This window comes from Glycomyces sp. NPDC050141 (assembly GCF_055586545.1).
Window position 1 is genome coordinate 126977 of sequence record NZ_JBVJHZ010000002.1, and the last position, 25211, is coordinate 152187.

The 25211-nt window shown below is 70.2% G+C and carries 24 protein-coding genes and 1 pseudogene; 11 read left to right on the plus strand and 14 right to left on the minus strand.

Annotation, left to right across the window (positions count from 1 at the left end; genetic code table 11):
• Window positions 1–9 precede the first annotated feature (9 nt).
• Both ACZ60M_RS01875 and ACZ60M_RS01880 read left to right on the plus strand, forming a co-directional pair.
• Entirely contained in the window at window positions 10–501 is a 492-nt protein-coding gene (locus tag ACZ60M_RS01875) for an HPP family protein (RefSeq protein ID WP_465413706.1), read from the plus strand.
• A 56-nt stretch (window positions 502–557) separates the two neighbouring features.
• Window positions 558–998: a nuclear transport factor 2 family protein gene (locus ACZ60M_RS01880; protein WP_465413708.1), complete on the plus strand. Its 441-nt coding sequence runs from the start codon at window positions 558–560 to the stop codon at window positions 996–998.
• Window positions 999–1049: 51 nt separating this feature from the next.
• On the opposite strand, the gene ACZ60M_RS01885 is transcribed toward ACZ60M_RS01880, so the two are convergent.
• The 3 genes from ACZ60M_RS01885 to ACZ60M_RS01895 are packed head-to-tail and all read right to left on the minus strand — an operon-like array spanning window position 1050 to window position 3130.
• Entirely contained in the window at window positions 1050–1439 is a 390-nt protein-coding gene (locus ACZ60M_RS01885) for a RidA family protein (RefSeq protein WP_465413709.1), read from the minus strand.
• Window positions 1440–1484: 45 nt separating this feature from the next.
• Entirely contained in the window at window positions 1485–1997 is a 513-nt protein-coding gene (purE, locus tag ACZ60M_RS01890) for a 5-(carboxyamino)imidazole ribonucleotide mutase (RefSeq protein ID WP_465413711.1), read from the minus strand.
• Window positions 1997–3130 carry a 5-(carboxyamino)imidazole ribonucleotide synthase gene (locus tag ACZ60M_RS01895; RefSeq protein ID WP_465413713.1) on the minus strand — a complete coding sequence of 378 codons (1134 nt, stop codon included), beginning with the start codon at window positions 3128–3130 and terminating at the stop codon, window positions 1997–1999. Before ACZ60M_RS01895 ends, purE begins: the two co-directional genes overlap by 1 nt.
• 182 nt (window positions 3131–3312) lie before the next feature.
• Here ACZ60M_RS01895 and map point away from each other — a divergent pair, with 182 nt between their 5' ends.
• Window positions 3313–4080: a type I methionyl aminopeptidase gene (map, locus tag ACZ60M_RS01900; protein WP_465413715.1), complete on the plus strand. Its 768-nt coding sequence runs from the start codon at window positions 3313–3315 to the stop codon at window positions 4078–4080.
• On the opposite strand, the gene ACZ60M_RS01905 is transcribed toward map, so the two are convergent.
• The 4 genes from ACZ60M_RS01905 to ACZ60M_RS01920 all read right to left on the minus strand — a co-directional run bounded on the left by ACZ60M_RS01905 (window position 4077) and on the right by ACZ60M_RS01920 (window position 9113).
• Window positions 4077–4706, minus strand: a complete 630-nt coding sequence (locus ACZ60M_RS01905; RefSeq protein ID WP_465413716.1) for a GNAT family N-acetyltransferase — start codon at window positions 4704–4706, stop codon at window positions 4077–4079. The genes map and ACZ60M_RS01905 overlap by 4 nt on opposite strands.
• Window positions 4707–4731: 25 nt before the next feature.
• A complete protein-coding gene (locus tag ACZ60M_RS01910) occupies window positions 4732–5970 on the minus strand; it encodes a molybdopterin molybdotransferase MoeA (RefSeq protein WP_465413718.1) in 1239 nt (412 codons plus the stop codon).
• 53 nt (window positions 5971–6023) lie between these two features.
• Window positions 6024–6914 (minus strand): UTP--glucose-1-phosphate uridylyltransferase, encoded by an 891-nt coding sequence (locus ACZ60M_RS01915; protein WP_465413720.1) that lies wholly within the window; start codon window positions 6912–6914, stop codon window positions 6024–6026.
• Between the two features lie 171 nt (window positions 6915–7085).
• A complete protein-coding gene (locus tag ACZ60M_RS01920) occupies window positions 7086–9113 on the minus strand; it encodes a diguanylate cyclase (RefSeq protein WP_465413722.1) in 2028 nt (675 codons plus the stop codon).
• A 158-nt stretch (window positions 9114–9271) separates the two neighbouring features.
• On the opposite strand from ACZ60M_RS01920, the gene ACZ60M_RS01925 reads away from it, so the two are divergent.
• A complete protein-coding gene (locus ACZ60M_RS01925; protein ID WP_465413724.1) occupies window positions 9272–9871 on the plus strand; it encodes a 5-formyltetrahydrofolate cyclo-ligase in 600 nt (199 codons plus the stop codon).
• 91 nt (window positions 9872–9962) lie between these two features.
• Entirely contained in the window at window positions 9963–10277 is a 315-nt protein-coding gene (locus ACZ60M_RS01930) for an FmdB family zinc ribbon protein (protein WP_465413726.1), read from the plus strand.
• A gap of 55 nt (window positions 10278–10332) precedes the next feature.
• Here the strand turns inward: ACZ60M_RS01930 and ACZ60M_RS01935 are convergent, their stop codons facing one another.
• The 5 genes and pseudogenes from ACZ60M_RS01935 to ACZ60M_RS01955 form a co-directional block, all read right to left on the minus strand.
• Complete coding sequence (locus tag ACZ60M_RS01935; protein ID WP_465413728.1) at window positions 10333–12525, minus strand: transglycosylase domain-containing protein; 2193 nt, start codon at window positions 12523–12525, stop codon at window positions 10333–10335.
• Window positions 12526–12587: 62 nt separating this feature from the next.
• Complete coding sequence (locus ACZ60M_RS01940) at window positions 12588–13541, minus strand: complex I subunit 1/NuoH family protein (protein ID WP_465413730.1); 954 nt, start codon at window positions 13539–13541, stop codon at window positions 12588–12590.
• Window positions 13531–14097, minus strand: coding sequence for an NADH-quinone oxidoreductase subunit C (locus ACZ60M_RS01945; RefSeq protein WP_465413731.1), 567 nt, complete (start codon window positions 14095–14097; stop codon window positions 13531–13533). The genes ACZ60M_RS01940 and ACZ60M_RS01945 overlap by 11 nt, the downstream gene beginning before the upstream one ends.
• Window positions 14037–14644, minus strand: a pseudogene (locus ACZ60M_RS01950) (NADH-quinone oxidoreductase subunit B); the annotation flags it as partial. The pseudogene ACZ60M_RS01950 and the gene ACZ60M_RS01945, both read right to left, overlap by 61 nt.
• Window positions 14635–15003: an NADH-quinone oxidoreductase subunit A gene (locus tag ACZ60M_RS01955; protein ID WP_465413732.1), complete on the minus strand. Its 369-nt coding sequence runs from the start codon at window positions 15001–15003 to the stop codon at window positions 14635–14637. The pseudogene ACZ60M_RS01950 and the gene ACZ60M_RS01955, both read right to left, overlap by 10 nt.
• A 218-nt stretch (window positions 15004–15221) precedes the next feature.
• Here ACZ60M_RS01955 and ACZ60M_RS01960 point away from each other — a divergent pair, with 218 nt between their 5' ends.
• From ACZ60M_RS01960 to ACZ60M_RS01975, 4 genes are all read left to right on the plus strand, one after another.
• A complete protein-coding gene (locus ACZ60M_RS01960) occupies window positions 15222–16094 on the plus strand; it encodes an RNA polymerase sigma factor (protein ID WP_465413734.1) in 873 nt (290 codons plus the stop codon).
• Window positions 16091–17038 (plus strand): hypothetical protein, encoded by a 948-nt coding sequence (locus tag ACZ60M_RS01965; protein WP_465413736.1) that lies wholly within the window; start codon window positions 16091–16093, stop codon window positions 17036–17038. The genes ACZ60M_RS01960 and ACZ60M_RS01965 overlap by 4 nt, the downstream gene beginning before the upstream one ends.
• Window positions 17039–17363: 325 nt before the next feature.
• Window positions 17364–19220 carry a 2-oxoacid:acceptor oxidoreductase subunit alpha gene (locus ACZ60M_RS01970; RefSeq protein ID WP_465413738.1) on the plus strand — a complete coding sequence of 619 codons (1857 nt, stop codon included), beginning with the start codon at window positions 17364–17366 and terminating at the stop codon, window positions 19218–19220.
• Entirely contained in the window at window positions 19213–20232 is a 1020-nt protein-coding gene (locus tag ACZ60M_RS01975) for a 2-oxoacid:ferredoxin oxidoreductase subunit beta (RefSeq protein WP_465413740.1), read from the plus strand. The genes ACZ60M_RS01970 and ACZ60M_RS01975 overlap by 8 nt, the downstream gene beginning before the upstream one ends.
• Window positions 20233–20293: 61 nt before the next feature.
• Here ACZ60M_RS01975 and ACZ60M_RS01980 read toward each other — a convergent pair whose 3' ends face one another.
• Both ACZ60M_RS01980 and ACZ60M_RS01985 read right to left on the minus strand, forming a co-directional pair.
• Window positions 20294–21481 carry a hypothetical protein gene (locus ACZ60M_RS01980; protein WP_465413742.1) on the minus strand — a complete coding sequence of 396 codons (1188 nt, stop codon included), beginning with the start codon at window positions 21479–21481 and terminating at the stop codon, window positions 20294–20296.
• 74 nt (window positions 21482–21555) lie between these two features.
• Window positions 21556–22464: an IclR family transcriptional regulator gene (locus ACZ60M_RS01985; protein ID WP_465413743.1), complete on the minus strand. Its 909-nt coding sequence runs from the start codon at window positions 22462–22464 to the stop codon at window positions 21556–21558.
• A gap of 459 nt (window positions 22465–22923) precedes the next feature.
• Here ACZ60M_RS01985 and ACZ60M_RS01990 point away from each other — a divergent pair, with 459 nt between their 5' ends.
• Both ACZ60M_RS01990 and ACZ60M_RS01995 read left to right on the plus strand, forming a co-directional pair.
• The gene (locus ACZ60M_RS01990; protein ID WP_465413745.1) at window positions 22924–24090 is read left to right on the plus strand and encodes an MFS transporter; all 1167 of its coding nucleotides are present in this window, start codon (window positions 22924–22926) and stop codon (window positions 24088–24090) included.
• 77 nt (window positions 24091–24167) lie between these two features.
• Entirely contained in the window at window positions 24168–25163 is a 996-nt protein-coding gene (locus ACZ60M_RS01995) for a polyprenyl synthetase family protein (protein ID WP_465413747.1), read from the plus strand.
• Window positions 25164–25211 lie beyond the last annotated feature (48 nt).

Consider the following 25211-nt stretch of genomic DNA (forward strand, 5'->3'; position numbering starts at 1 on the left):
GCAACCCCCATGACCACACTCCAACGCCCCGAGACCGAGCAGCCCGCCTGGACGAGAGTCGCCGCCCCCACGTTCGCAGGCCTGGCCGGGCTCCTCGCCCTCGCCGGACTCCAGGAGGCCACCGGCGCCGCGCTGTTCGCGCTGCCGTGGGTCGCGGCCGTCGGCATCATCGCCGTCGCCCCGCAGGCGCCGTTCGCGCAGCCCCGGAACATGTTCATCGGCCAGGTCAGCGCCGGGATCGTGGGCCTCGCGGTGGTCGCGGTCATGGGCCCTTCGATCTGGACCGCCGCCGTCGCGGCGGGCCTGGCGACCGCGCCGATGGTCGCGCTGAAAGCGCCGCACCCGCCCGCAACCGCCACAGCGGCCGTCATCGGCGCGACCGGTCCGTCACTGTGGTTCCTGCTCGACCCGATCCTGCTCGCCAGCGCCGCTACAGTCCTCGTCGGCTGGTTGATCGGCAGAGTCCTTCCGGGACACCGGTATCCGGTCCGCTGGTGGTAACCCACCCCCTGTAATCCCTTGTCCCCGAGAGCCTGTGCTCCGGAAAGGAAGCCGTTATGTCTGAAGCACGTCCCCCCTTGCCGCCGTTCACCGCTGAGACCGCTGCCGCGAAAGTGCAGGCGGCCGAGGACGGGTGGAACACCCGTGATCCTGAGCGTGTCGCGCTGGCTTATACGCCGGATTCGGTGTGGCGCAACCGTTCGGAGTTTCTTGAGGGCCGCGAGGAGATCCAGCGGTTCCTGGCCGCGAAGTGGGCGAGGGAGCACGAGTACGCGCTGCGGAAGCAGCTGTGGGCGTTCACTGAGGACCGGATCGCGGTGAAGTTCCAGTACGAGTGGCATGACGACGAGGGCCAGTGGTGGCGGTCGTACGGCAACGAGCTGTGGGAGTTCGATGCGAACGGTCTGATGCGGCGCCGTGAGGCGAGCATCAACGATGTGGAGATCGAGGAGGCGGACCGGACGATCTTCGGTCGGCGTCCGGACAGCGAGCGCTGACAAGCGGAAAGCCGGGCACTGCCAGAAGCGGTGCCCGGCTTTCGCCGTGTTTTAGGTGAGTCGGGCGGTGAGGTCGACTTCGACGAGTTGGCCGGCGTAGCCGAGGGCGGTGACGCCGACGACGGTGCTCGCGGCTTTGAACGCGGGGCCGAGTTCGGTCTGTTCGGAGAAGCGGTGCCAGGCGGCGCCGACGACGGCGCTGTCGGCGCTCACGACGTAGACGACGGATCGGACGACGTCGTCTGCGGCCGCGCCGACGGAGGCGAGTGCGGCGAGGCAGTTCGTGGCGGTCTGGTCGATCTGGGCGTCGAGGTCGCCGATGCCGACGACCTGCTGGTCGGCGTCGACGGGGCATTGCCCGGCGAGCATCGCCAGGCGTCCGGCCTCGACTACGGTCACGTGCTCGTAGCCCCCGGTGGGGTGCAGCTCAGTGTCGGTCACAGGCCGAGTCTATGGGCGGTGCCGTTGGGCGGGAACCGGTTTTCGCTACTCGGGGTGGGCGAGGCGGTAGCGGAGGTTGGAGTCCTTCTCGGTGACCATGCGTTCGAGGTCGACCTGGTAGTTGGCGAGTTTGTCGCGGAGGGGTTCGTCGGCGGCGCCGAGGATGCGGAGGGCCAGGAGCCCGGCGTTCTTGGCTCCGGCGATGGAGACGGTGGCGACGGGGATGCCTGCGGGCATCTGGACGATGGACATGAGGGAGTCCATGCCGTCGAGGTATTTGAGGGGGACGGGCACGCCGATGACGGGCAGGGGCGTCGCGGAGGCGACCATGCCGGGGAGGTGGGCGGCGCCGCCCGCTCCGGCGATGATGACCTGGAGGCCGCGGGAGGCGGCGGAGTCGGCGTAGCTGAGCATGCCGTGGGGGGTGCGGTGGGCGGAGACGACGCGGACCTCGAAGGGGACGCCGAACTCTTTCAGGACTTCGGTGGCGGGTTCCATTGTGGGCCAGTCCGAGTCGGAGCCCATGATGACGCCCACGCGGGGTTTCTGCTCTGCCATTACTCGCCTTCCTGGAGCCATTTCGCGGCCCGCAGGGCGCGGCGCCGGAGTACGTCGGGGTCGTCGCCGCAGACGGTGACGTGGCCGATCTTGCGTCCGGGGCGGACGGCTTTGCCGTAGAGGTGGACGTGGGCGCCGGGGTCTTCGGCGAGGAGGTGCTGGAGGCGTTCGTCGAGGCGTTTGCCGCCGGGTGCGCCGCCGAGGACGTTGGCCATGACGGTGTAGGGGGCGGCGGTCTCGGTGGAGCCGAGGGGGTAGTCGAGGACGGCGCGGAGGTGCTGTTCGAACTGGCTGGTGCGGGCGCCTTCGATGGTCCAGTGGCCGGAGTTGTGGGCGCGCATGGCGAGTTCGTTGACGAAGAGACCATTGGAGGTCTGGAAGAGTTCGACGGCGAGCATGCCGCAGACGCCGAGTTCGGTCGCGATGGTCTCGATGATGCGGCGGGCTTCGGCGGCGGTGTCGTCGGTGAGGCGGGGGGCGGGGGCGATGACCTCGGTGCAGATGCCGCCGGTCTGGACGGTCTCGACGACGGGGTACACGGCGGTCTCGCCGCGCGGGGAGCGGGCGATCTGGATGGCGAGTTCGCGCTGGAGGGCCATGCGTTCTTCGGCGATGAGGCGGATGCCGGAGGCGAGGACGGCCTGGGCGTCGGCGGGGGTGTCGATCATCCACACGCCTTTGCCGTCGTAGCCGCCGGTGGCGGCTTTGAGGACGCAGGGGAGGCCGAACGCTTCGACGTCGGAGATGGAGTCGACGGGGGCCCAGCGGGGCTGGGGGAGGCCGAGTTCGGTGAGGCGGGCGCGCATGGCCTGCTTGTCCTGGGCGTACAGGAGGGCTTCGGGGCGGGGCTGGACTTCGACGCCTTCGTCGACGAGGGCTTTGAGGGCGTCCTGGGGGACGTGCTCGTGGTCGAAGGTGAGGACGGTGCAGCCCTTGGCGAAGGCGCGGAGGTCGTCGGTGCTGCGGTAGTCGCCGAGGGTCGTCGCGGGGGTGACGACGGCGGCGCTCTCGGCGGGGTCGCCCGCGAGCACTTTGAGGGTCTGGCCGAGGGCGATGGCGGCCTGGTGGGTCATGCGGGCGAGCTGACCGGCGCCGATCATGCCCACCGTCGGAAGTTGCGTCGCGGCGTCCACGGCCAGAGCCTAACCCGGGCCCCGACCTCGGGCTCGGCGTTCGCGACGTGGCGTGACCTGCATCGTTACGGGATGATGGGATGTCTCGGCGGTCGCAGTTTGCGGGGGCTGCGGGCGGCGGCGGTCGGGAGCGGTGATGATGGAGGGGTCACCGCTTTGCCGAGTTCCGAAGGGCCGCCGCCATGATCGAGTACTACTCCCCCGCCGAGATCGAGGCGATGCGCCCGGCCGGGCGGTTCGTCGCGGGCATCCTCCAGGAGCTCTCGCAGGTGGTCGAGGTGGGCATGAACCTGCTCGAGCTCGACGACCTGGTGGCGCGGCGGATCAAGGAGGCCGGGGCGGTCTCCTGCTATGTGGACTACCACCCGTCGTTCGGCGGGAGCCCGTTCGGGAAGGTGCTGTGCACGTCGGTGAACGACGCGGTGCTGCACGGCCTGCCGTTCGACTACAAGCTGAAGGACGGCGACCTGGTGAGCTTCGACTTCGCGGCCGAAGTGGACGGCTGGGTCGCGGACTCGGCGCTGTCGGTCGTGGTCGGGAACGCGAGCGAGCACGACCTGCACCTGATCGACACGACCACGCGGGCGCTCGAGGCGGGGATCGCGGCCGCGACGGTGGGGAACAAGCTGGGCGACATCGGGCACGCGATCGCGACGGTGGCGCGCGGCGACGGCTTGAGCGTGAACACGCAGTTCGGCGGGCACGGCGTGGGCCGCACGATGCACGGCGACCCGCACGTCCCCAACGACGGCCGCCCGGGCCGGGGCATGAAGCTCAAGCCGGGCCTGGTCATCGCGATCGAGCCGTGGTTCCTGCAGACGACGGACGAGATCGTCTACGACCCCGACGGGTGGACGCTGCGCAGCGCCGACGGCTCCCGGGGCGCGCACATGGAGCACACGATCGCGATCACGGAGGACGGGCCGATCATTCTCACCGCCCGGAGCTAGTGGTCCGCTTCGGTCCGCGCCAGGCGGGCCATGCGGTCGATCATGCGCTCGGTGGCGATCTCCTCGGCGGTGACGGCGTACCCGTAGTGGTCGCGCCAGTCGCCGTCGATATAGAGGTACCGCTTGTGCAGGCCCTCGCGGCGCAGGCCGAGCTTCTCGGCGACCCGGTTCGACGGGCCGTTCTCGGGCCGGATGTTCACCTCGATGCGGTGGAGGCGCCCGGCGGTGAGGGCGTGGTCGACGACGAGCGCGAGCGCGGTCGCGGTGATGTTGCGCCCGGCGTGGCCCCGGTCGATCCAGTAGCCCGCGTACGCGGACCCGAAGGCGCGGCGCACGATGTTGCCCACGGTGAGGCCTCCGCAGAGCTGGCCCTGCCAGCAGACCGCGAGCGGCCAGCTCGTGCCGTCCTTGATGGAGCGTTTGAGGCCCCTGACCATGGCGCGGAACGCGGCGGGCGAGTGCGCCTCGTGCCAGGTGGTGCCGGTCCCGGGTTCCCAAGGGGCGAGCCAGGCTTCGTTGGCGCGGCGCAGTTCGGACCAGCGGGCGGCGTCGGAGCGTCGGAAGGGGCGGACGCTGACGTCGCCGTGGTGCAGGTGCACGGGCCAACCGGGGTTGGAGAGGGTCATTCGTTGTCCAACTGCGGTGAGTCGATCATCGGTTCCGGTCCAGGAGCAGCACGTCTACGGTCGAACCGGCGGGCACTCGGGTCGCGTTCTCGCCGATCGTCATGAGGCCGGTCGCCTCGGCGAGTCCGGAGAGCGTGTAGGACGTGGCTCCCAGCGGGGCGACGGTGTAGCCGCCGCCGCGCCTCTCGGCGACGCGGACGGGCCGGAATTCGCGCAGCCCGCTCGGTGAGGATACGGGTTCAGTCAGGTTGGCGCGCACGCTGGGCCGGAAAACGGGCTCGGCCCCGGCGAGGCGCTGGATGAGCGGCCGGGCGATCACCTCGAACGCGATCGTGGCCGCGACCGGGTCGCCCGGGAGGCACACGACGGGCACTTCTTCGGGGCCGATCGTGCCGAACCCCATGGTCTCGCACAGGTACACGGCGACCGGGTTGAAGTCGACCGCGCCGTCCCGGGAGAAGGTGCGGCGCACCATGTCCCCGGGGCCCAGGCCCGTGCCGCCGGTGGTGATGACGAGGTCGGCGCGCAGGATCTGGTCGTCGAGGACCGAGCGCAGCGCGTCCGGCTCGTCGTCGCAGATCCCGACGCGGTACGCGTGGGCGCCAGCCTCGGAGGCGGCGGCGGTGACCAAGTGCGAGTTGACGTCGATCAGCTGGCCGGGCTGGGAGGGGCGGCCGGTGTCGACCAGTTCGTCGCCGGTGGCGATGACGACGACGCGCGGCGTCGGGCGCACGACCACGTCGGCGATCCCGGCCGCGGCGAGCAGCCCGATGAGGTTGGGGGTGACGCGGCGGCCCTCGTGCGCGAGGATCTCGCCCGAAGGACGCTCGGAACCCATGCGGCGCACGCCGTGTCCGCGGCGCGGCACCTGCCGGACGTCGACGGTGGCCATGCCCTCGTCGGTCCACGCGAGCGGCACGACCATGTCGGCGCCCACCGGCAGGGCCGCGCCCGCGGCCACGGAGAAGCACGTACCGGAGACCAGGCGCACCGGCCGCCACGACGAGGCGGCCAGGTCGCCGAGGACCTTGAGGCCCACGCCGCGTTCAGGACTCGCGCCCGCGATGTCGTCGCCGTTGCACGCGTAGCCGTCGATCGCGGCGTAGTCGAACGCGGGGAGCGGACCGGGGTTGACGGCGTTCTCGGCCAGGACCGCGCCCGTCGACTGGGTCATGTCGATGTCGACCGGGGGCAGGGGTCGCACCAAGGCCAGCGCCTTCGCCAGGAAGTCGGCCAATGGTGTCGCCTCGCCGGTCCCCTTCACTCCTCATCCCCCCGTCGGTCTGTTCCTCTCAGCGCCGCCTCGCGGTCGCCGGGTCAGTCAAGTGTCGCACTGAATTCGCGCAGCCAGGCGTTGAAGCCGGGCAAGTCGTCCCGCTGGGTTGCGAGCTCGACCAGGGTCTGGAGGTACGCGACGGGCTCGCCGGTGTCGTAGCGGCGGCCGCGGAAGACGACGGCGTGAACGGGGGTTCCCTTGGCGCGCATGGTCTCCATGGCGTCGGTGAGTTGGATCTCGCCGCCGCTGCCGGGGTCGGTCTGCTCCAGGACGGGGAAGATCGCGCCGGGGAGGACGTAGCGTCCGATGAGGATGAGGTTGGACGGCGCGTCTTCGACGGCGGGCTTCTCGACGAGGCCGGTCACTTCGACGACGTCGTCGGTGTCGGTGGCCTGGACGGCGGCGACGCCGTAGCGGGAGACCTGGTCCTCGGGGACTTCGATGAGGGCCAGGACGATGCCGCCGGTCTCGGACTGGAGGTCGATCATGCGCGGCAGGAGCTTGTCGTCGAGGTGGCACCACTCGTCGCCGAGGAGGACCGCGAAGGGCTCGTCGCCGACGTGCCCGGCGGCGCGGCCGACGGCGTGGCCGAGGCCTTTCGCGCCGCCCTGGCGGATGGCGGTGATCTCGGCGATGGTCTCGGGGGCCTTGACCTTCGCGAGCATCGCGTCCTTGTGCTTGGCCTTCAAGGCGTTGTCGAGGTCGGCGCGGGCGTCGAAGTAGTCGATCATGGCGTCCTTGCCGGGGGCGGTGACGAGGGTGACGTCATCGGCTCCGGCGGCGGCGGCTTCCTCCACGATGTACTGCAGGACCGGCTTGTCGACGATCGGGAGGAGTTCCTTCGGGATCGCCTTGGTGACCGGCAGGAAGCGGGTGGCGAAGCCAGCCGCGGGGATGACGGCTTTCGTGGCGCGGGGCGCGGTTGCTGACATACCGCGAGGGTAGCGTGCACACGCAGCGTCGGCGGTCAGCGACCCTGTCGAACAGCGGGTGAACGTTCATGTCGGGTGGTCCGGGGGCTAGACGGCGACTCGCCCACACCCGTCGCCCCACCCAGCCGCTCGCTTCGCTCGCTTCCCCGAACTCGCCTAAGCGCTTCGCGCTCAGACCGCCACTCTCCAAGTGTCGCGGCCTGCTGCCTTGGCGGCGTAGAGGGCTTCGTCGGCGGCGGCGAGCACGCCTGTGGCCGTTTCGGAGTGCTCGCCGAGGACGGCGATGCCGATGGAGACGGTGACGTTGAGTTCGCGTCCGCCGGAGGCGTCGTTGACCTTGAACTTGCGGGCGTTGACGGCTTTGCCGAGGCGTTCGGCGACAGCGGTGGCGCCGCCCGCGTCGGTCTCGGGCAGCAGGACCATGAACTCCTCGCCGCCGTGGCGGAACGCGAGGTCGACTTCGCGGATCTGGGCGGTGATGCGGCGGGCGAGCTCGGTGAGGACCTGGTCGCCGACGGGGTGGCCGTAGGTGTCGTTGACGGTCTTGAACCGGTCGAGGTCGATCGCCAGGAGCGCGGAGGGCCGCTGGTAGCGGCGGGAGCGTTCGGCTTCGCGGCGCAGGGAGGTCTGCATGAACCGGTAGTTCCACAGGCCGGTGAGCGGGTCGGTGAGGCTGAGGCGTTCGGCCTGGCGGTGGAGGAGGACGTTCTCGACGGCGACGGAGGCCTGCCCGGCGAAGGTCTTGAGGGTGTCGACGTCGCCGGGTTCGAACTCGCCGCCGCCGATGCGGTTGTAGAGGACGAGGACGCCGAGGACGCCCGCGTCGGTGCGGGGGGCGCCGCCGAACTCGGATTCGGGGTGGCGGGCGGGGTCGGCGGGCTGCTTCCCCGGACTGCGTTCGGGGTCGGCGGGCTGGCGGCCCGTGCGTTCGTGCTCGACGGGTTGGCGCCCCGAGAAGGGCACGGCGACGATCGAGTCGGCGTCCGGTTCCGTCAGGGCGCGGGCGCGGTCCTCGAAGCGGCCGTCGATGATGCGGCCGTGGGCGGGGACGCCGCTGGCGGCGATCGCGCCGACGATGCCTTCGCCGATGCGGATGGTCGCGGGCTCGGTGATGCCGAGGTCGCCTTCGCCGGCCCGTTCGCGGAGCTGGTCGGCGTCGTCAACGTCGACGAGCATGATCGCTCCGGCCTCGGCACCGGCGGTGACCATCGCCGTGTCGAGGATGACTTCGAGGATGCGGTCGAGGTCCAGGGTCGCGGTGAGGGTCTGGCCGAGGCGGCCGAGCTGGCCGCGCATCTGGTCGCGGGAGGCGGTGAGGGCGTTGACGTACGACTGGGTCTGGGCGGTCATCCGGTTGAACGCGAAGGCGAGCTGCGCGACCTCGTCCCGGCCGTGGACCGGGACGCGCACGTTCAGGTCGCCTTGGGCGACGCGTTCAGCGGCGGCCGAGAGCTCCGCGAGCGGGCGCGTGGTCGAGCGGGCGAGCCAGGCCGCGAGGCCGACCGCGCAGATCGCGGAGGCGGCGACCATCGCGGCGAGGGTCCAGTACATGGGGGTGACGTCGGTGGCGACCGTGCCGATACTCAAGGGCAGGAACGAATCGGTGAAGTCCCAGCGCCCGGCGTCGGCGCTGCCGACCTCCAGGGGCGTGGCGCGGGCGTCCTGCAGGATGACGTCGGCGTCCGCGACGCGGGCGAGCCGGGCCAGGAACTCCTGGTCGACCTCGCGGAAGGCGCTGAACACGGCCGTGGCGCCGTCGGCGGTCTGGACCTCGGCCTGCGCGCCGAGCGCCACGATCGGGCCCGCGGCCTCGTAGGCGGCGGCCTCGCCGCAGTCGACCCACGAGCCCTGCGGGGCCTCGGCGCCGATGTCGGTGCCCGGGGCGGTGCTCGCCGACGCGAGGCTGGAGAAGACCACGCCGTCGACCACCGCCCGGTCGACGAGGAGTTGCGCCATTTCGACCGCGTTCTCCTGATCGCCGTTACGGTAGTTCAGAGCCACCGCCGCGGCCGAGGCCTGGATGCGCTCGCAGATGGTGCCGAGGGTCGAGTCGACCATCGTCACCGCCGAGTTCGCCAGCGCCTCTCCGCGGGAGTCCGCTAGATGGGACATGACGGCAGCGACGAAGACGGCCCCCACCAGGACCGGCCCGAGCACGACGACGAGGAACGCCGTGGTGAGCCGTGAGCGCAGCGACACCGAATCCCCCTCAAGTTCACTACTAAGAAGACTACCTAGAGCTACCGACTCGACACGACTTGGCAGGGCTATGTAAACGGGACTAACCGAAAGGGTGAGTGGAGGCGGCCGTTCAGGGGAATCATCCCAGTTGACAGCTTCAAAAGGAAGGAAACACCATGCAAGAGGCGAAGACTGCGGCGCGTCGGCAGCTGCTCGCGGCACGAAACGCGATGCCCGGGGAGCAGCGCGGGTACGCCGATCTGGCTACTTGGAAGGCCTTGCGGGACTTCCTGATCGAATCCGTGGAGGAAGGTGCCGTGGTGGCCGCGTACCGGCCGTTCGGCTCCGAACCGGGCGCGGCGCTCGAACCGCAACTGCCCGAACGGCTCGCGGTGGTCTACAAGGTCCTCGAGCCGGTCCTGCTGCCGGACAAGGACCTCGCCTGGAAAGTGGTGGGAGGCCCTGGGGGGCAAGGGGAACCGCACGTCAACCCGGAGAATGAGGAGGAGCCGGACGCGGCGGAGGTGCTCGGACCGGACGCGATCAGCGGGGCGGCGGCGGTCATCGTCCCCGGCCTCGCCGTCTCAGACGATGGGATGAGGCTCGGGCGGGGCGGCGGCTCGTACGACCGGGCGCTGGCCCGGGTCGGCCCGGCGGTGCCGGTCGTGGCGCTGCTGCGCGACGGCGAGGCCGGGTTCCTCGTCCCGGCCGAGCCGCACGACCGGCCGGTGACGGGTGTGATCACCCCGGCCACGGGGTTCACCTCGTTGAGATAGGCCACACCCCTCAGGCGGATGGGATTAGCACTCTTCTGCGTTGACTGCTAATGTCGATCGGGATTTGTGTTGACTGCTGGAGGTCCGTGAAGTGCCTGTCTACGAATACCGCTGCAAGGAGTGCGGTTACGAGTTCGACAAACACCAGTCGTTCTCCGAAGCGCGCCTCACCGACTGCCCGAGCTGCGAGGCCAAGGGCGCGCTGCGCAAGGTCTTCGGCAACGTCGGGGTGACCTTCAAGGGCTCCGGCTTCTACCGGACCGACTCGCGGTCGACCGACTCCAGCTCCCTCAGCTCCAACGGCTCCAAGAACGGGGCGAAGAAGAGCGAGGCCAAGTCGGAGGCGAAGTCCGAGACCAAGGCCGCCCCGAAATCCGAGTCGAAGAGCGCCGCCAAGGCCGCCTAGCTCGAAGTCTTTCAGCCGGTGCCCGGCCGCGTTTCGCGGCCGGGCACCGGTGTCTTCATCCCCAGATCCAGTCGTCGGTCGTCTGCTCGGTGTCCGGTTCGACGGTGGTGTCGGGTTTGTCGGTGGCCGGTGCTTCGTCGGACTGCTGCGCCGCCTCTTCCTCGGCGGCCTGCTCGCCGGACTCGTCGGCCAGGCCGTCGTCGGGCGGCGGGGGCTCCTCGGAGTAGGTGTTCTCGACCTCCCCGGCGGTGTCGTCCGGGGTCGGTTCGGCAGGCCAGCGGTACTTGTCGGACCGGTCCTTCATGACGTGCCACCAGATGCCCTCGGCGACCGTGCCCTTGTGGTCGCTGCCGTCGCCTTCGCGCGTCTCGTCGCCCGCCCAGACCGCGAGGGCCATACCGGGGGCGAAACCGGTGTGCCAGGTCGAGGACGCGTTCACGCCGATCTGCTCATCGCCCGCGGTCGAGCCGTTCATGTAGAGCGGGAAGGCGGCATCGCCCGCGAACTGCATCTGGGAAAGCATTTCGGCGTCCGGTTCGGCCTCGTAGCGCTCGCCGTCGGGGCCGTCGACGCGCTCCACGAAGTAGGGCTCGACCACCTCGCCGCCGCTGTAGAGCGTCGCGTGCAGGACAGCCGTGTCGAGGACCGTGACCGGGTACGAGCCGATGCCGATATCCGGCTGGAAGCCGGTGGCCCCGGCGGGGTCGATCTCGGCGGCGACACCGTTCTCGTCGAGGTCGTGCGGGTCCCACATGCGGTCGATGCCGAACGCGGCGGCGGTCCGGGCGATCGCGTCGCCGCCCACGGACTCGGCGACCTGGTAGACCGGCGTGTCGAGCTTCTCGAGGACCGCGTCGTAGAGGCTGATCTCCGAGTCTTGAGCGCCGCCGATGTTCACGAGGTCGATCTCCTCGCCTTCGGCGTTGAGATAGGTCTTGAACCGGCGCGGCGAGGAGCCGTCCAGGATCGGCGACCAGGCGTCGAACCCGTTCTCGAGGGCGGCGGCCATGACGACCGGGTTGAACATGGTGCCCGGCCGGTGGCCGACGTCGGCGGCCAGGTCGAGGCCCGCGCCGTTCTCGCCGCCGTAGTAGGCGAGGACGCGGCCGGTGCCCGGCTCGACGGCGGCGAGCGCGGCGGCCATGTGCTCGTCCTTGGCAGTGACCTCGCGGATGCCGCTGCGTTCGACGGCGAGCTCCTGGAGTTCAGCGTCGATGGTGGTCGTGATGTCGAAGCCGCCGCGCAGCACCTCGTCGGTGCCGATCCCGGCGTCGGCGAGCTCCTGGAGCACGAAACCGTTGGTGACGAACCCTTCCGGGCCCAGGCCCTCGGCGTCGTCGGTGGGGTCGAGGGTCTCCGGGAGGCCCGTGATCGAGTCGCGCTTGACCTGCTCGAGCCTGCCGGTGGCGACCATCTGGTCGAGCACGTACTCCCAGCGTTCGGTCGCGACCTGGATGTCGCCGCCCTTGCCGTAGGGGTCGCGCGGGTCGTACGGGCCGTCCGGGGACTTGATCTGGGCGACCAGGAGCGCTGACTGGGACGTGGAGAGGTCGGCGGCCGGGATGCCGAAGAACGCCTGCGCGGCGGCCTCGACCCCGTACGCGCCGCGTCCGAAGTAGACGATGTTGAGGTAGTGGTTGAGGATCTCGTCCTTCGTGAACTCCTCCTCCATCTTCATCGCCATGGCCGCTTCGCGGGCCTTGCGGAGGTAGGAGCCGTCGCCGCGGATGTCCGCGACGTAGCCGACGTACTGCTGCGTGAGGGTGGAGGCGCCTTGCTGGTCGCCGCCTTTGAGGTTGTTGACGAGCGCGCGGAGCACGCCCTTGGCGTCGACGCCGGGGTGCTCGTAGAAGTTCGCGTCCTCGGCCGCCACAACGGCGTTCTCGACGTCGTCGGCGATCTCGTCGAGGTCCACAGAAGTGCGCTGCTCGGCGGCGAGCTCGCCCATGACCGTGGTGCCGTCGCTGTAGTAGACCGTCGAGCCCTGGCTGAGCGCGTCGTCGAGCGCGTCGGGCAGGTCGACGCTGGCGTAGAAGACGTAGCCGACCACCGAGACGGTGGTGGAGAGGATGAGGACCGCGAGCCCGAGGGCGGCGATCTTGCGCTTCTTGCGGCGGTGCTTCGGCTTGGCGCCCTTGGGGCGGCTCGGAGGTTCCTTGGGAGCGGCGGAGCGCCGTCTCCTGAAAGGCCGCAATTTGAGCGTGCGGCCGGGATCTTCGGTCTCGGTTGCGTCTCGACCTGATTCCATATCGGGGAAGACGCGCGAAACTCACGAAAGAGTTGCGTCGGTACGAAAGGGACCGGTGTGACTCAGAGGGCCAGTGCGACTGATGTGGTCAGAACGAGCTGCGCCAGCGCGATCGGGACGAGGGCCTTCCAGCAGAGGGCCTGGATCTGGTCGACGCGCAGGCGCGGCCAGGCGACGCGGAGCCAGATGACGACGGCCGCGAGCGCGCCGGTCTTGGCGAGCATCCAGACCGGGCCGAGCGCTTCGGGGCCGGGGCCCTTCCAGCCGCCGAGGAAGAGCACGGCAGTGAGGGCCGAGATGACGACGATGCCGACGTACTCGGCGAGGAGCAGCAGCGCGAACCGGAGCCCGGCGTACTCGGTGAGGTAGCCGAAGACGAGCTCGGAGTCGGCGACGGGCGCGTCGAACGGCGGGCGGCGGATCTCGGCGAGCCCGGCGGTGAAGAACACGAGCGCGGCCGGGGCCTGCCACACGAGCCACCAGGGGTTCCAGGCCTCGACGATCTGGGGGAGGCTGAGGGTCCCGGCCGCGACGGCGACCGAGGCGGCGGCGAGGACGAGCGGCAGTTCGTAGGCCATGAGCTGCGCGGCGCCGCGCAGGGCGCCCACGAGCGTGTACTTGTTCGCCGAGGACCACCCGGCCATGAGCACGGCGAGGACGCCGACGCCGACGAGCGCGACGACGATGAACAGGCCCATGTCGAGGTCCGCGCCGACGAGGTCGCCGGGGCCGAGCGGGATGAAGAGGATGACCAGGAGGTACGGCAGGAGCGCGACGGCGGGCGCGAGCTTGAAGACGGGCTTGTCGGCCTCGTCGGGGACGAGGTCTTCTTTCTGGGCGAACTTGACGCCGTCGGCGATGAGCTGGGCCCAGCCGTGGAAGCGCCCGGCGTGCATCGGGCCGAGGCGGCCCTGCATGTGGGCCATGAGCTTGTGCTCGGTCTGGCCGACGACCAAGGGCAGCACCAGGAACGCGGCGAGCACGGCGGCGAGCTTGACCGCGATCTCAAGAAGCATCGGGCCGCCTCAGACGCGGGTCCGGTTCGATCCAGTCGTCGGGGACGCCCGGCGGTTTCTTGGGGGCGCGTTTGCGGACCGTGCCGTGCCCTTCGCCGGGTTCCTTCGCGCCGGGCCAGGGTTTGACGACGCGGGCGGCGAGGATGAAGTCCTTGCGGAGCGGGTGGCCCTCGAACTCGGGGGCGAGGAGCAGCGGCTGCAGGTCGGGGTGGCCGGGGAAGTCGACGCCGAACATCTCGTGGGTCTCGCGCTCGTGCCAGTCCGCGCCCGGGTAGAGGTCGATCACGGAAGCGATGGCGCCTTCAGTGAGCATGGCGCGCAGGAGCACGCCGCGTTTCTCGGCGACGGACCAGAGGTGGGCGATGACGCGGAAGCGGATGCCGGGCGCGCCGTCCTCGCCGGGGCCCTCGTCCACGGCCGAGAGCCAGTCGAAGAAGTCGCAGCCGAGGTCGTCGCGGCAGGTGCGCACGGCCTCGTGCCAGTCCTTGGGGTCGACGTCGGCGACGGCGCGCGGGCCGTCGGTGCCGGTCGCGTCGAGGTCGAGGGCGGCCTGCACGCGGGCTTCCCAGGGGTCGTCAGTCACGGGGCCTCCTCACGAGCGGGCCGAACTTCGGTTTGCGGAGCGGTTCGCGCGCAATCTTCTTCTGAAGTTCACCTATGCCGTAGAGGAGGGCTTCGGGGCGCGGCGGGCAGCCGGGGATGTAGACGTCGACCGGGATGATCTGGTCGACGCCCTTGGTGACGCAGTACGAGTCCCAGTAGGGCCCGCCGGTGTTGGAGCAGGCGCCGAAGGAGATGACGTACTTCGGCTCGGGCATCTGCTCGTAGAGGCGCTTGATCGCCGGTGCCATCTTGTCCGTCACCGTGCCCGAGACGACCATGAGGTCCGCCTGGCGCGGCGAGTGCGCGAACGGGATGACCCCGAGGCGCATGAAGTCGTGGCGGCTCATCGAAGCTGCGATGAACTCGATCGCGCAGCACGCGAGCCCGAAGTTGAAGACCCACAGCGAATAGCGCCGGCCCCAGTTCAGGACGAACCGGATCGGCTCGCCGAGGATGTTCGTTTCCGTTGGCCGCGAAGGGAACGGGAGTTTCACCGCCATCGCAGGACCCCTTTCCGCCAGGCGTAGGCGAGGCCGAGGGCGAGCACGCCCACGAACACGCCCATCTCGACCGCCGCCGCAGGCCCGAAGGCCCGGAACACGGCGGCCCACGGGAACAGGAACACCGCCTCGACCGCGAAGAGCACGAACAGGAACGCGTACACGTAGTACCGGATCTGGACCTGCGCCCAGTCCTTGCCGACGGGATCGACGCCGCACTCGTACGTCAGGCCCTTCTCCTTGGAAGGGGCGCTGGGTCGCAGGAGCCGGTTGGCGGTCATAGCGGCCGCGACGAACGCGAATCCGGCGAGCAGGAGCACCCCGAACACGGCGTAATCGCTCAACCGGTCGGTGTCCATGACCACACCTTAATGCCGCACAGCGGCTCGCGATACCCGTGCGCGCGGGGGAATCGACGCGATTCCGAGCGGACTTTGAGGAAGTTCGGCGCACCGGGCGCAACCGGTCGGCACGCAGCGACGTGTGTTGTACGAAGAGGATTCACTCGACCGCACCGCGGCCTCCCCATCATGGGGCCGCGCGCGAACGCACAGGTAATAGAATGGGATCACCGCACATGACCGCCGCCGGCGCACCGACGCTGCTCCGGGCCGACGCCGGGTACGCCACGATGCTGCTCGACCGGCCCGTGGACCCCGGCTACGCCGAGGGGGGCGCGGCCGCTCCGGTCGTTGAGAGGATTGTCGACATAACGACCCCGCCTCGCATCTCCCCCTTCGCTGACGCGACAATGGTTGCCGCCGGGCACGAACCCGAAGACCCGGACGATTCCCTTGTCCCACCGACCTGCGCTGGAGCGGATGTGCGAACGGAGGCGGACTTCGCCGACCTCTACGAGAAGCATTTCTCGGAGCTCGCGGCCCAGGTATGCGCCTACCTCGGTGACGCCACCGAAGCCCAGGACCTCGTTCAGGAAGCTTTCCTAAGGGCCTGGCAGCGCTGGGAGAAGGTCGGCGGCTACGAGGAGCCGGTCGCGTGGGTCCGCCGCGTCGCGTGGAACCTCGCCACGAGCAGGCACCGCCGCAACCAGGTGGCGCGCAAGTTCCTCCAGAAGTCCTCGGCGCCCGAGCTCGCCCCGGCCGCCAGCCCCGACCACGTCGCGCTCGTGGCCGCGCTCAAGCAGGTCCCGGCCAAGCGGCGCCAGGCGCTCGTCATGCACTACATGGCCGACATGACGGTGGCCTCGATCGCCGCCGCGACCGGCGCGAAAGAGGGCACCGTGAAGTCCTGGCTGCACCGCGGCCGCAAGGAACTCGCCGTGCTGCTCACCGACCCCGGTGCCGACGCGAGGCCCGCCAAGGCCGCGAAGGCCGCCCCCGAGGCCGACCCCGACACCATGCCCATCCGCATCAAGCGCGCCCTGCCCGGCGCGCAGCGAACCGCGCGCGCCGCGAACCGCCGAGCTTCCGTGAAGGAGGACCGCTCATGACCGTCGACCCTGAGGACGACATGGTCGCAGCGGCGTTCGCGAGCTTCAAGGCGGAGTCCGCCGCGCAGTTCCCGCCGCCGCCGGTCAACGAGCTGCTCGGCCGCGCCCCGGCCGCGCGCCGCCGCCGCCTCGTGTCGCTGGCCGCCGTCGTCGGCGCCTGCACCGCGGTGACCGCGGGCGGTTTCGCCGTGGCCTCCACGATCGGCCCGATCACGTTCGGCCCCGAGCCCGCGACCGAGAAGACCACGGTCGCCGAGTCCTCCTCGTCCGAAGAGACCCCGACGCTGAGCATCGGCGACCCGGCCAGCCCGCAGTCCTCCGGCGGCGAAGGCGAGACGCCGACGACCGCGCCCTTGAGCGAGTCGTTCATCGTCATCCCCGAGAACGCCGACTGGGACGCGGCCCCGGACGAGTGGAGCCAGGACTGCGGCACCGGCCCGCAGGAGGCCGACCTCGAGACCTGGACGATCACGGCCGAAACCGGCTGGCAGATCGTCGACTCCGCGCAGCACGCCGATATCGCCGTGAGCGACTACCAGTACGCGTACGGGACCCTGCTCGACCTCGACGCCGACGGCGAGATGGACGACGTGCTCCTCGAGCTCGCCTGCGGCGACACCGCGAGCGGCATCGGGGCGTTCACCTGGGTCGAGTCCGAGTCCACGCTCGAACTGCTCGCCTGGGTGTGGGAGCCCGCCGGCTCGAACGAGACGGTCGCGATCCAGTCCGTCGAGGACGGCGTCATCGGGCTCGGCGGCTACGACGTCCACCCGTCGACCTGGTCCTCCGAGTACGTGTGGGACCCGGCGGCCGAGGACTTCACGCTCATCGAGGACCAGGCGACCGGGTCGCCGACGCCGACCGAGAGCTCGACCAGCTCGGCCCCCGCCGAGACCCCGAGCGCCGACGAGAGCGCCGACTCGACGGCCTCCACCGAGTCCTGATAGGAGACACGAACCGGGGTCGGATTCACGACTCCGGCGTGTCGCCGCGCGCCGCCGCCGTCCACGATCCGGGACGGCGGTCGGCAGCAAACCGGGCCCCGGGAAGCCGAAACGAGAGGTCCAGGTCACTATGGGCCCCTCAGTGTCTCAGCATGTGAGTCGGATCGCTGAAAGTGGTGTCGCCTACATCGCGCCCGCGTCGCAGGGTTGGCATCGCGAGGTGACGCCCGCGTAGCATCGCAAGTAGCAGACACGGCGGAGCCCCGCTCCCCGACCGAAACGCCGCAGTCCTTGCGTGCCCCAGAACCCGCATGAGGAGATCTAGGTGAATACCGTCCGGCAGCTCGACCGGGTCGTCATCCGCTTCGCAGGGGACTCCGGCGACGGGATGCAGCTCACGGGTGACCGCTTCACTGCGGAGACCGCCAAACTCGGCAACGACTTGTCGACGCTCCCGAACTACCCCGCCGAGATCCGGGCGCCCGCCGGAACGCTCCCGGGCGTGTCGAGCTTCCAGATCCACTTCGCGGACACCGACATCCTCACCCCGGGCGACCAGCCCGAGGTGCTCATCGCGATGAACCCCGCGGCGCTCAAGGCGAACCTCGGCGACCTCAAGCCCGGCGGCACCATCGTCGTCAACACCGACGAGTTCACCAAGCGCAACCTCACCAAGGTCGGCTACGACGCGAACCCGCTCGAAGACGGCTCGCTCGAGGACTACCAGGTGCACGCCGTCGCCCTCGCGACCCTGACCATCGGCGCGCTCGCCGAGCACGAGGTCTCGAAGAAGGACGCCGAGCGCTCGAAGAACATGTTCGCGCTCGGGCTCGTCTCGTGGATGTACTCGCGGCCCATCGAGGCCAGCGAGGAGTTCCTGCGCGGCAAGTTCAAGGCCAAGCCCGCCATCGCGGAGGCGAACATCGCCGCGCTCAAGGCCGGGTGGAACTACGGCGACACCACCGAGGCGTTCGCCGTCCGCTTCGAGATCCCGCCGGCGAAGCTCAAGTCGGGCACCTACCGGAACATCACCGGCAACCAGGCCCTGGCCTGGGGCATCACCGCCGCCGGTGTCGCATCGGGCCTGCCGGTGTTCCTCGGCGCGTACCCGATCACCCCGGCCAGCGACATCCTGCACGAGCTGTCGAAGCACAAGCGCTTCGGCGTCACCACCGTGCAGGCCGAAGACGAGATCGCGGCCGTCGGCGCGGCCCTCGGCGCCTCGTGGGGCGGGGCGCTCGGCGTCACCACCTCCTCGGGCCCGGGCATCGCGCTCAAGTCCGAGACGATCTCGCTCGCCGTCTCGCTGGAGCTGCCGCTCCTCGTCGTCGACGTCCAGCGCGCCGGGCCCTCCACTGGCCTGCCGACCAAGACCGAGCAGGCCGACCTCGTGATGGCCATGTTCGGCCGCCACGGCGAGGCCCCGATCGCGGTCCTCGCGCCGCAGTCCCCTTCGGACTGCTTCGACATCATGGTCGAGGCCGCGCGCATCGCGCTCGCCTACCGGACCCCGGTCATGGTCCTCTCGGACGGGTACATCGCCAACGGCGCCGAGCCGTGGCGCCTCCCCGAGACCGCCGAGCTGCCCGACATCTCCGTCGAGTTCGCGACCGAGCCGAACGGCACCGACAAGGCCGGGGAGCCGGTCTTCCTGCCGTACCAGCGCGACCCCGAGACGCTCGCGCGCCCGTGGGCCGTGCCCGGCACGCCCGGCCTGCAGCACCGCATCGGCGGCATCGAGAAGGCCGACAAGACCGGCGACATCTCGTACGACCCGGCCAACCACGACTTCATGGTGCGCACCCGCGCCGCGAAGATCGCCGGGATCGACGTGCCCGACCTGGAACTGGACGACCCGACTGGCGATGCCAACGTGCTCGTCCTCGGCTGGGGCTCCACGTGGGGCCCGATCGGCGCGGCCGTGCGGGCCCTGCGCGACAAGGGCGTCTCCGTCGCCCGCGCGCACCTGCGCCACCTCAACCCGATGCCGAAGAACACCGGCGAGGTCCTCGCGCGCTACGACAAGGTCGTCGTGCCCGAGATGAACCTGGGCCAGCTCACCATGCTGCTGCGCTCGAACTTCCCGGGCACCGATGTGGTCGGCTACAACCAGGTGCGCGGCCTGCCGTTCACCTCCAACGAACTCCAGGACGCCATCGAGGAGGTCATCAAGAATGGCTGACGTCAAGCTCGACGCCCCCAAGCTGAAGGCCAAGGACTTCAAGTCGAGCCAGGAGGTGCGCTGGTGCCCCGGCTGCGGCGACTACGCCATCCTCGCCGCCGTCCAGTCGTTCCTGCCCGAGCTGGGCCTGGAACGCGAGAAGATCGCGTTCATCTCCGGCATCGGCTGCTCCTCGCGGTTCCCGTACTACCTCAACACGTACGGCCTGCACTCGATCCACGGCCGCGCCCCTGCCATCGCCACGGGCCTGGCGACCTCGCGCCCCGACCTGTCGGTGTGGGTCGTCACCGGTGACGGCGACGCGCTGTCGATCGGCGGCAACCACCTCATCCACGCGCTGCGCCGCAACGTGAACCTGAAGATCCTGCTGTTCAACAACCGGATCTACGGTCTCACCAAGGGCCAGTACTCCCCCACCTCCGGGCCGGGCACGCTCACCAAGTCGAGCCCGATGGGCTCGGTGGACGCGCCGTTCAACCCGCTGTCGCTCGCTTTGGGCTCCGAGGCCACGTTCGTGGCCCGCACGCTCGACTCCGACCGCGCGCACCTGCAGGAGGTGCTGCGGGCCGCCGCCGAGCACGAGGGCAGCGCGTTCGTCGAGATCTACCAGAACTGCCCGATCTTCAACGACGGCGCGTTCGAGGTCCTGAAGAACCCGGAGACCCGCGACGAGTCGATCATCCGGCTCCAGGACGGCGAGCCGATCGCCTTCGGCGACAAGGTCGTCGTGCAGTCCGGCTACGGGCTCCAGGTCAAGGACGCTTCCGAGGTCGACGCTGCCGACGTGGTCGTCCACAAGTCGGATGTGGACGACCCGGCCTACGCGTTCGCGCTGTCGCGCCTGTCGGGCATCGCGCTCGACCACACCCCGATCGGCGTGTTCCGCAACGTCAAGCGGCCCACGTACGACGCCGGTGTGCGCCAGCAGGTCGACGAGGCCGCCGCCGGAGTCGACCGCAAGGAGGCCCTCGACCGGCTCCTGCACTCGGGCGACACCTGGACCGTGCTGTAAACAAGCATTAGAAAGCGGGCCGGACCCTTCGGGGGTCCGGCCCGCTTTCGTGCTGCACTGCTTAGCTTTCGAGGATCTCCTGGGCCTGGGTCAAGATCCCGCGGACCTCCTCCTGCCAGGCGTACACCTCGGTCTCGATCGACAGGTAGTACTCCTCCTGCGTATCGCCCCAGGCCTTCTCTGCGGTCTCGCGGTAGCCGGTCTCGTCGCCGCACTCGGCGAGCTCGACCGCGAACGCGATCTCGAACGCCAACTGGTCCTCGAACTCGGTCGGGGCGTCCTCGGGCAGGTCCGGGTGGTCGTGGACGTCGGCCTCGCCTTCGTAGAGCTCCCAGAAGTAGTCCGTGGTCGGGAGAACGCCCTCGTCGTCGAACTCCCAGCCGGGGTGCCCGTGCTCGGCGAGGCACTCGACCAGCTCGCCCTGGACGCCGGTGATCCGCTCCTCGTAGAGGATGTCGAACTCCTCGTAGGCCGCGGCGTCGTCCACCGGGTTCACCGGACGCCAGGACCAGGTCGCCTCCCGGTACTCCTCGCCTTCGGGGGTCTCGTTGAGCCGCAGCGCGTCGCCGTAGAGCGCGTCGATCATCTCGCGCTGGCACCCGCCCGGTTCGGGCTCCACGTAGTCGAAGTCGTCGAGGTCGATCGCGCCTTCGGTGCCGCCGTTGTCCTCCGGTGCCTCGGCGCCGATCAGGTAGCCCCACTCCTGCGCCGCGGCCGCCTCGCCGAAGTAGGCGACGTACCAGCCGTACTGCGCTGCGGGGGAAAGCGCCTCGAACTCGGCGTTGTCAAAGCTGCTGCCGCCTCCGCCCGCTTCGGGCGAGAACTCGTCGGTCTCGTAGCCCTTGAACGCCGCGTACTCCTCGGCCAGGTCGGAGCCCGCGCCCTCGTCGGTGAACCGCCAGGAGCCGAGCCCGTACTTCTGGGCCTCATCGAGCTGGGGGAGCCAGTTCCCCCAGTCGTCCTCGCCGAACAGCGCCTCCTGCTCCTGAGGTTCGGTGACCGAGAAGAACAGCTGGTCGTGGACCGGGTGGCCCGCCTCCAGGAGGCAGTCCTGGATGATCCGGTTCTCCGCCGACTCCAGTTCGTACAGAAGGCGACTGCTCTCGTTGACCATGTCGACCAGGCGCGGCTCCTCGAACACCTCGCCCGCGCCCTCGGCCCCGCCGCCGCCCTGCGGGTCGTCGGTGCAGGCGGCGGCCGCCAAGGCCAGCGCGCAGACGATGAACCCGGCTTTGCTCTTGCGCAGCATCGATCCGCGTTCCTCTCGGTGAAGTCGTCACGACTCCCTGAGTACGCGTGCCGCGGATGCTCCGGTTGCCCGGCCTAGACCAGCGGTTCGAGCTCCATGGCCGCGGCGCGCAGGCGCTCGGAGAGGTCGGGCCAGGACGTGCGGATCTCCTGCAGCGGCAGCGCGACCGCGAAGACGATCCGGTCGGAGGGCGAGTCACCCACGCGCACCACGACTCCCGCGCAGCCGACGCCTTCGCGGAACTGGCCCATCTCGGCGAACACCCCGGACTCGCTGTAGACGGCCAGGTCGTGTTCGAGGGCGTCCGGTTCGACAAGGGTGCGGCGCGTGAACGGGCGCATCCCGGCGGACTTGAGGAAGCGGTCGCGCTCGTGCGGCTGCAGCGTGGCGAGGAGGGCCTTGCCGAGCGCGGTCGCGTGGGCGCCGTCGTCGAAGCCGACGATGAGCTCTTCCACGTGCGGGCTGCGGTTGCCTTCGATGACATCCGTGACGGCCGGGCGGCCCTCCACGAAGCGGGCGATGAAAGTGGAGTAGCCGGTCTCGGTCGACATGCGGCGCATGAACTCGCCGCACGTGCTCGGCCCGGCGATCGCGCGGGTCAGCTCGGAGTAGCGGTCGGAGACTTCGAGGCCGAGCGTGTAGCGGCCGTTCTCGTCGCGGCGCAGGTAGTGCTCGTAGACGAGCGTGCGCAGGAGGTTGTACGCGGTGGCGCGGTTGAGGCCGCACTCGAACGCGATGCGCGGGGCCGTGACGCCCGCGGGGTGGTTGCCCACGAGCTCCATGATGCGCAGCGCCCTTTGGACGCTCTGGATCATCTTGGTCGGCTCGCCCTGCGAGCTCGGGAAGGCGCTGGCCGCCGATGCCTTGGCGGGCTTGTGGTCCGGCGCCGCGGGCCGGACCCTGGTCGCCCGCTTCCGGGGCGCGCCTGAGTAGTTCGGGACGCCGCTCTGCGGTTCGTCCCCTGGTCGCCGCTGCTCCACCATGCCGCCGCTCCAATTTGCACCAGTTGGTCCGACGTGGGGCGCCAGGGGTGGCACCGGTCGGACCGGTCGTGTTCTAACTATATAAACAAGGGCCGGTTGCGTCACAGTCACGGAGAGGGCAATATCTAAGTGTCAGCACCGTTCGCGGTCCGGTTCACCGGTCGCGGACAACCCGCGGCGGCGGCGTCGAGTCCCCACCAAACTTCCTCGTCGCCGCCGCGGAACATTCGAATAACCGAAACGCGGCGGCTCCCTCCCACCAGGGCCGCCGCGTTTCGTTCGCCATGGCTTGAACGAAGTGCACCGGTCCGTCGTAAGAGAACGCTGTCGTACAAACGCAACAGTCGCACACGCTGTGTGTCGGAGTCAAGACAGATCACGCGAACGGGCGACGCACCTTCACGATCCCGCGTTGTGCGACCAATCTGGTTATCAGATAAGCGGAGTACGGTTGCCGTCGTGTCCACCTCCGCACCGGCTCGTCCCCGTACGTCCACCACCGTCACCGCCGCCATGACCGTCCAGGTCGCCGCCGTCCTCCCGCTCTTCCTCTTCGGCGGGCTCGCCGTGCAGATCGCCGCCGAGCTCGGCATGGGCCTCAGCGCCATCGGCTGGATCTCCGGCGCGTACTTCACCGTCACCGCCGCGACCACCGTGCCCTCCGGGCGGCTCGTCGACCGCTTCGGCGCGCTCGTCACCGCCCGCACCGCCATCGGCATGTCCGCCGCCGGGCTCCTCGGCGTCGCCGCGTTCGCGCACGACCCGGTCGTGCTCACCGTCTTCATGGTCCTGTGCGCCCCCGCGAACGGCCTCGGCCAGCTCGCGTCGAACACCGTGCTCAGCGAATGGGCGCCGCACGGGCGCCGCGGCCTGCTCTTCGGCGCCAAGCAGGCCTCGGTGCCGCTGTGCACCATGCTCGGCGGCCTCAGCGTGCCGCTCGTCGCGCTCACCCTCGGCTGGCGCTGGGCGTTCGTCATCGGCGCCGGACTCGTCCTGCTCGCGCTCATCCCGCTCGCCGGGCTCGGGCGGCCCGCCGTGCGCCCCAAGAACAAGGCCGCGCGCTCCTTCGACCCGCAGCTCGTCCTGTTCGCCGTGGCGACGTTCCTCGGCGCGCTCGCCGCCACCCCGATCGGGACGTTCGCGACTACGTTCACCGTCGACATCGGCGGCTCCGAGAGCTACGCCGGGCTCGTCCTCATGATCGGCGGCATCGCCGGGGTCATCGGCCGCACCGGCTTCGGCGCGCTCGCCGACGTGCGCCGCGGCGGCGAGTTCCAGATCATCGCGCTCATGCTCACCGCCGGGGCCGCAGGGCTCGCCACGTACCTGTTCGAGCTGCCGTGGCTCCTGCCGTTCGGCACCGCCGCCGCGTACGGGCTCGGCTGGGCCTGGCCGGGGCTGATGAACCACGCGGTCGTCCAGCGGTACGCGGACGCCCCGGCGCTGGCGACCTCGGTGACGCAGACCGGGATCTTCCTCGGCGGCGCGGTGGGCCCGATCGGCTTCGGGCTCATCGTCGACCACTTCGGCTGGGCCACCGGGTGGACGGCCGCGGTGGCGGCCATGGCGGCGTCGGCCCTGTTCATCGTGGCGGGCAGCACGGTCGGCAAACGCCTCGCGCATTGACGTTCCTCGTTGCGGCGCGCGCGACTCCCGGATCCCGTGCCGAACGGTCCGGCGCGTGAACACGATAAGGTGAGGCGGTGGTGACCACCCGACGCGCCCAGACCGCGCTGACCTTCTCCGACGAGGCCTTCGCCGAAGAGATCCGAGCTTCGCTCGATCTCGTCGAGGAACGACTGCTCAAAGCGGTCGACACCGACCAGCCGCTGCTGCGCCAGTCCGGGTCCCACCTCATCCGCGCGGGCGGGAAGCGCTTCCGGCCGATGCTGACCCTCGCGTGCGCGCACCTGGGCGACCCGCACCGCCCCGGCATCCTCGACGCCGCCGTCGCGCTCGAGCTCACGCACCTCGCCACGCTCTACCACGACGACGTCATGGACGAGGCGCTCGTGCGCCGCGGCGCCCCCAGCGCGAACGCCCGCTGGGACAACTCGGTCGCGATCCTCACCGGCGACTACCTGTTCAGCCAGGCCGCGCAGATGATGGCCGACCTCGGCATCGAGGCCGTGCGCCTCCAGGCGTCCACGTTCGCGCGGCTCGTGCGCGGCCAGATCAACGAGACCATGCCGCAGCCCGAGGGCATCGACCCCGTCGAGTGGCACCTGGAGATCCTGTCGGAGAAGACCGGCTCGCTCATCGCCACGTGCGCCAAGTTCGGCGCGTGGTTCGCGGGCGCCTCGAAGGAGACCATCGCGACCGCCGAGGAGTTCGGCGAGGTCATCGGTGTCGCGTTCCAGATCGCCGACGACATCATCGACATCGCCTCGGACTCCTCCGGCAAGACCCCCGGCACCGACCTCCTCGAAGGCGTCCCGACCCTCCCGGTCATCTACGCGCTCGCCGGGGACGACCCGTCCGAAACCCGACTCAGGGAGCTCGTCGCGGGGCCCGTCCCCGAGGCCGACCTCCCTGAAGCGCTCGCGCTCCTGCGCGCCTCGAACGCCCTCGACCAGGCGAAAGCCACGCTCCTGCAGTACCAGGAGCGGGCCCGGACCCTCGCGAAGGCCCTCCCCGAAGGGCCCGCGCAGAAGGCCCTGGTGGACATCTGCGAGTACATGCTGGCACGCGACGCGTGACATCTTCGGCCGGGAACCTGCCATAATCGTCCGTATGCTCTAGTGCCC

What these genes read in the sequence shown, in the direction of transcription:
- ACZ60M_RS01875 (WP_465413706.1), top strand. Translation starts at nt 10, where the DNA reads ATGACCACACTCCAACGCCCCGAGACCGAGCAGCCCGCCTGGACGAGA.
- ACZ60M_RS01880 (WP_465413708.1), top strand. Translation starts at nt 558, where the DNA reads ATGTCTGAAGCACGTCCCCCCTTGCCGCCGTTCACCGCTGAGACCGCT.
- purE (WP_465413711.1), bottom strand. Translation starts at nt 1,997, where the DNA reads ATGGCAGAGCAGAAACCCCGCGTGGGCGTCATCATGGGCTCCGACTCG.
- map (WP_465413715.1), top strand. Translation starts at nt 3,313, where the DNA reads ATGATCGAGTACTACTCCCCCGCCGAGATCGAGGCGATGCGCCCGGCC.
- ACZ60M_RS01905 (WP_465413716.1), bottom strand. Translation starts at nt 4,706, where the DNA reads ATGACCCTCTCCAACCCCGGTTGGCCCGTGCACCTGCACCACGGCGAC.
- ACZ60M_RS01915 (WP_465413720.1), bottom strand. Translation starts at nt 6,914, where the DNA reads ATGTCAGCAACCGCGCCCCGCGCCACGAAAGCCGTCATCCCCGCGGCT.
- ACZ60M_RS01925 (WP_465413724.1), top strand. Translation starts at nt 9,272, where the DNA reads ATGCAAGAGGCGAAGACTGCGGCGCGTCGGCAGCTGCTCGCGGCACGA.
- ACZ60M_RS01935 (WP_465413728.1), bottom strand. Translation starts at nt 12,525, where the DNA reads ATGGAATCAGGTCGAGACGCAACCGAGACCGAAGATCCCGGCCGCACG.
- ACZ60M_RS01940 (WP_465413730.1), bottom strand. Translation starts at nt 13,541, where the DNA reads ATGCTTCTTGAGATCGCGGTCAAGCTCGCCGCCGTGCTCGCCGCGTTC.
- ACZ60M_RS01955 (WP_465413732.1), bottom strand. Translation starts at nt 15,003, where the DNA reads ATGGACACCGACCGGTTGAGCGATTACGCCGTGTTCGGGGTGCTCCTG.
- ACZ60M_RS01960 (WP_465413734.1), top strand. Translation starts at nt 15,222, where the DNA reads ATGACCGCCGCCGGCGCACCGACGCTGCTCCGGGCCGACGCCGGGTAC.
- ACZ60M_RS01965 (WP_465413736.1), top strand. Translation starts at nt 16,091, where the DNA reads ATGACCGTCGACCCTGAGGACGACATGGTCGCAGCGGCGTTCGCGAGC.
- ACZ60M_RS01975 (WP_465413740.1), top strand. Translation starts at nt 19,213, where the DNA reads ATGGCTGACGTCAAGCTCGACGCCCCCAAGCTGAAGGCCAAGGACTTC.
- ACZ60M_RS01980 (WP_465413742.1), bottom strand. Translation starts at nt 21,481, where the DNA reads ATGCTGCGCAAGAGCAAAGCCGGGTTCATCGTCTGCGCGCTGGCCTTG.
- ACZ60M_RS01985 (WP_465413743.1), bottom strand. Translation starts at nt 22,464, where the DNA reads ATGGTGGAGCAGCGGCGACCAGGGGACGAACCGCAGAGCGGCGTCCCG.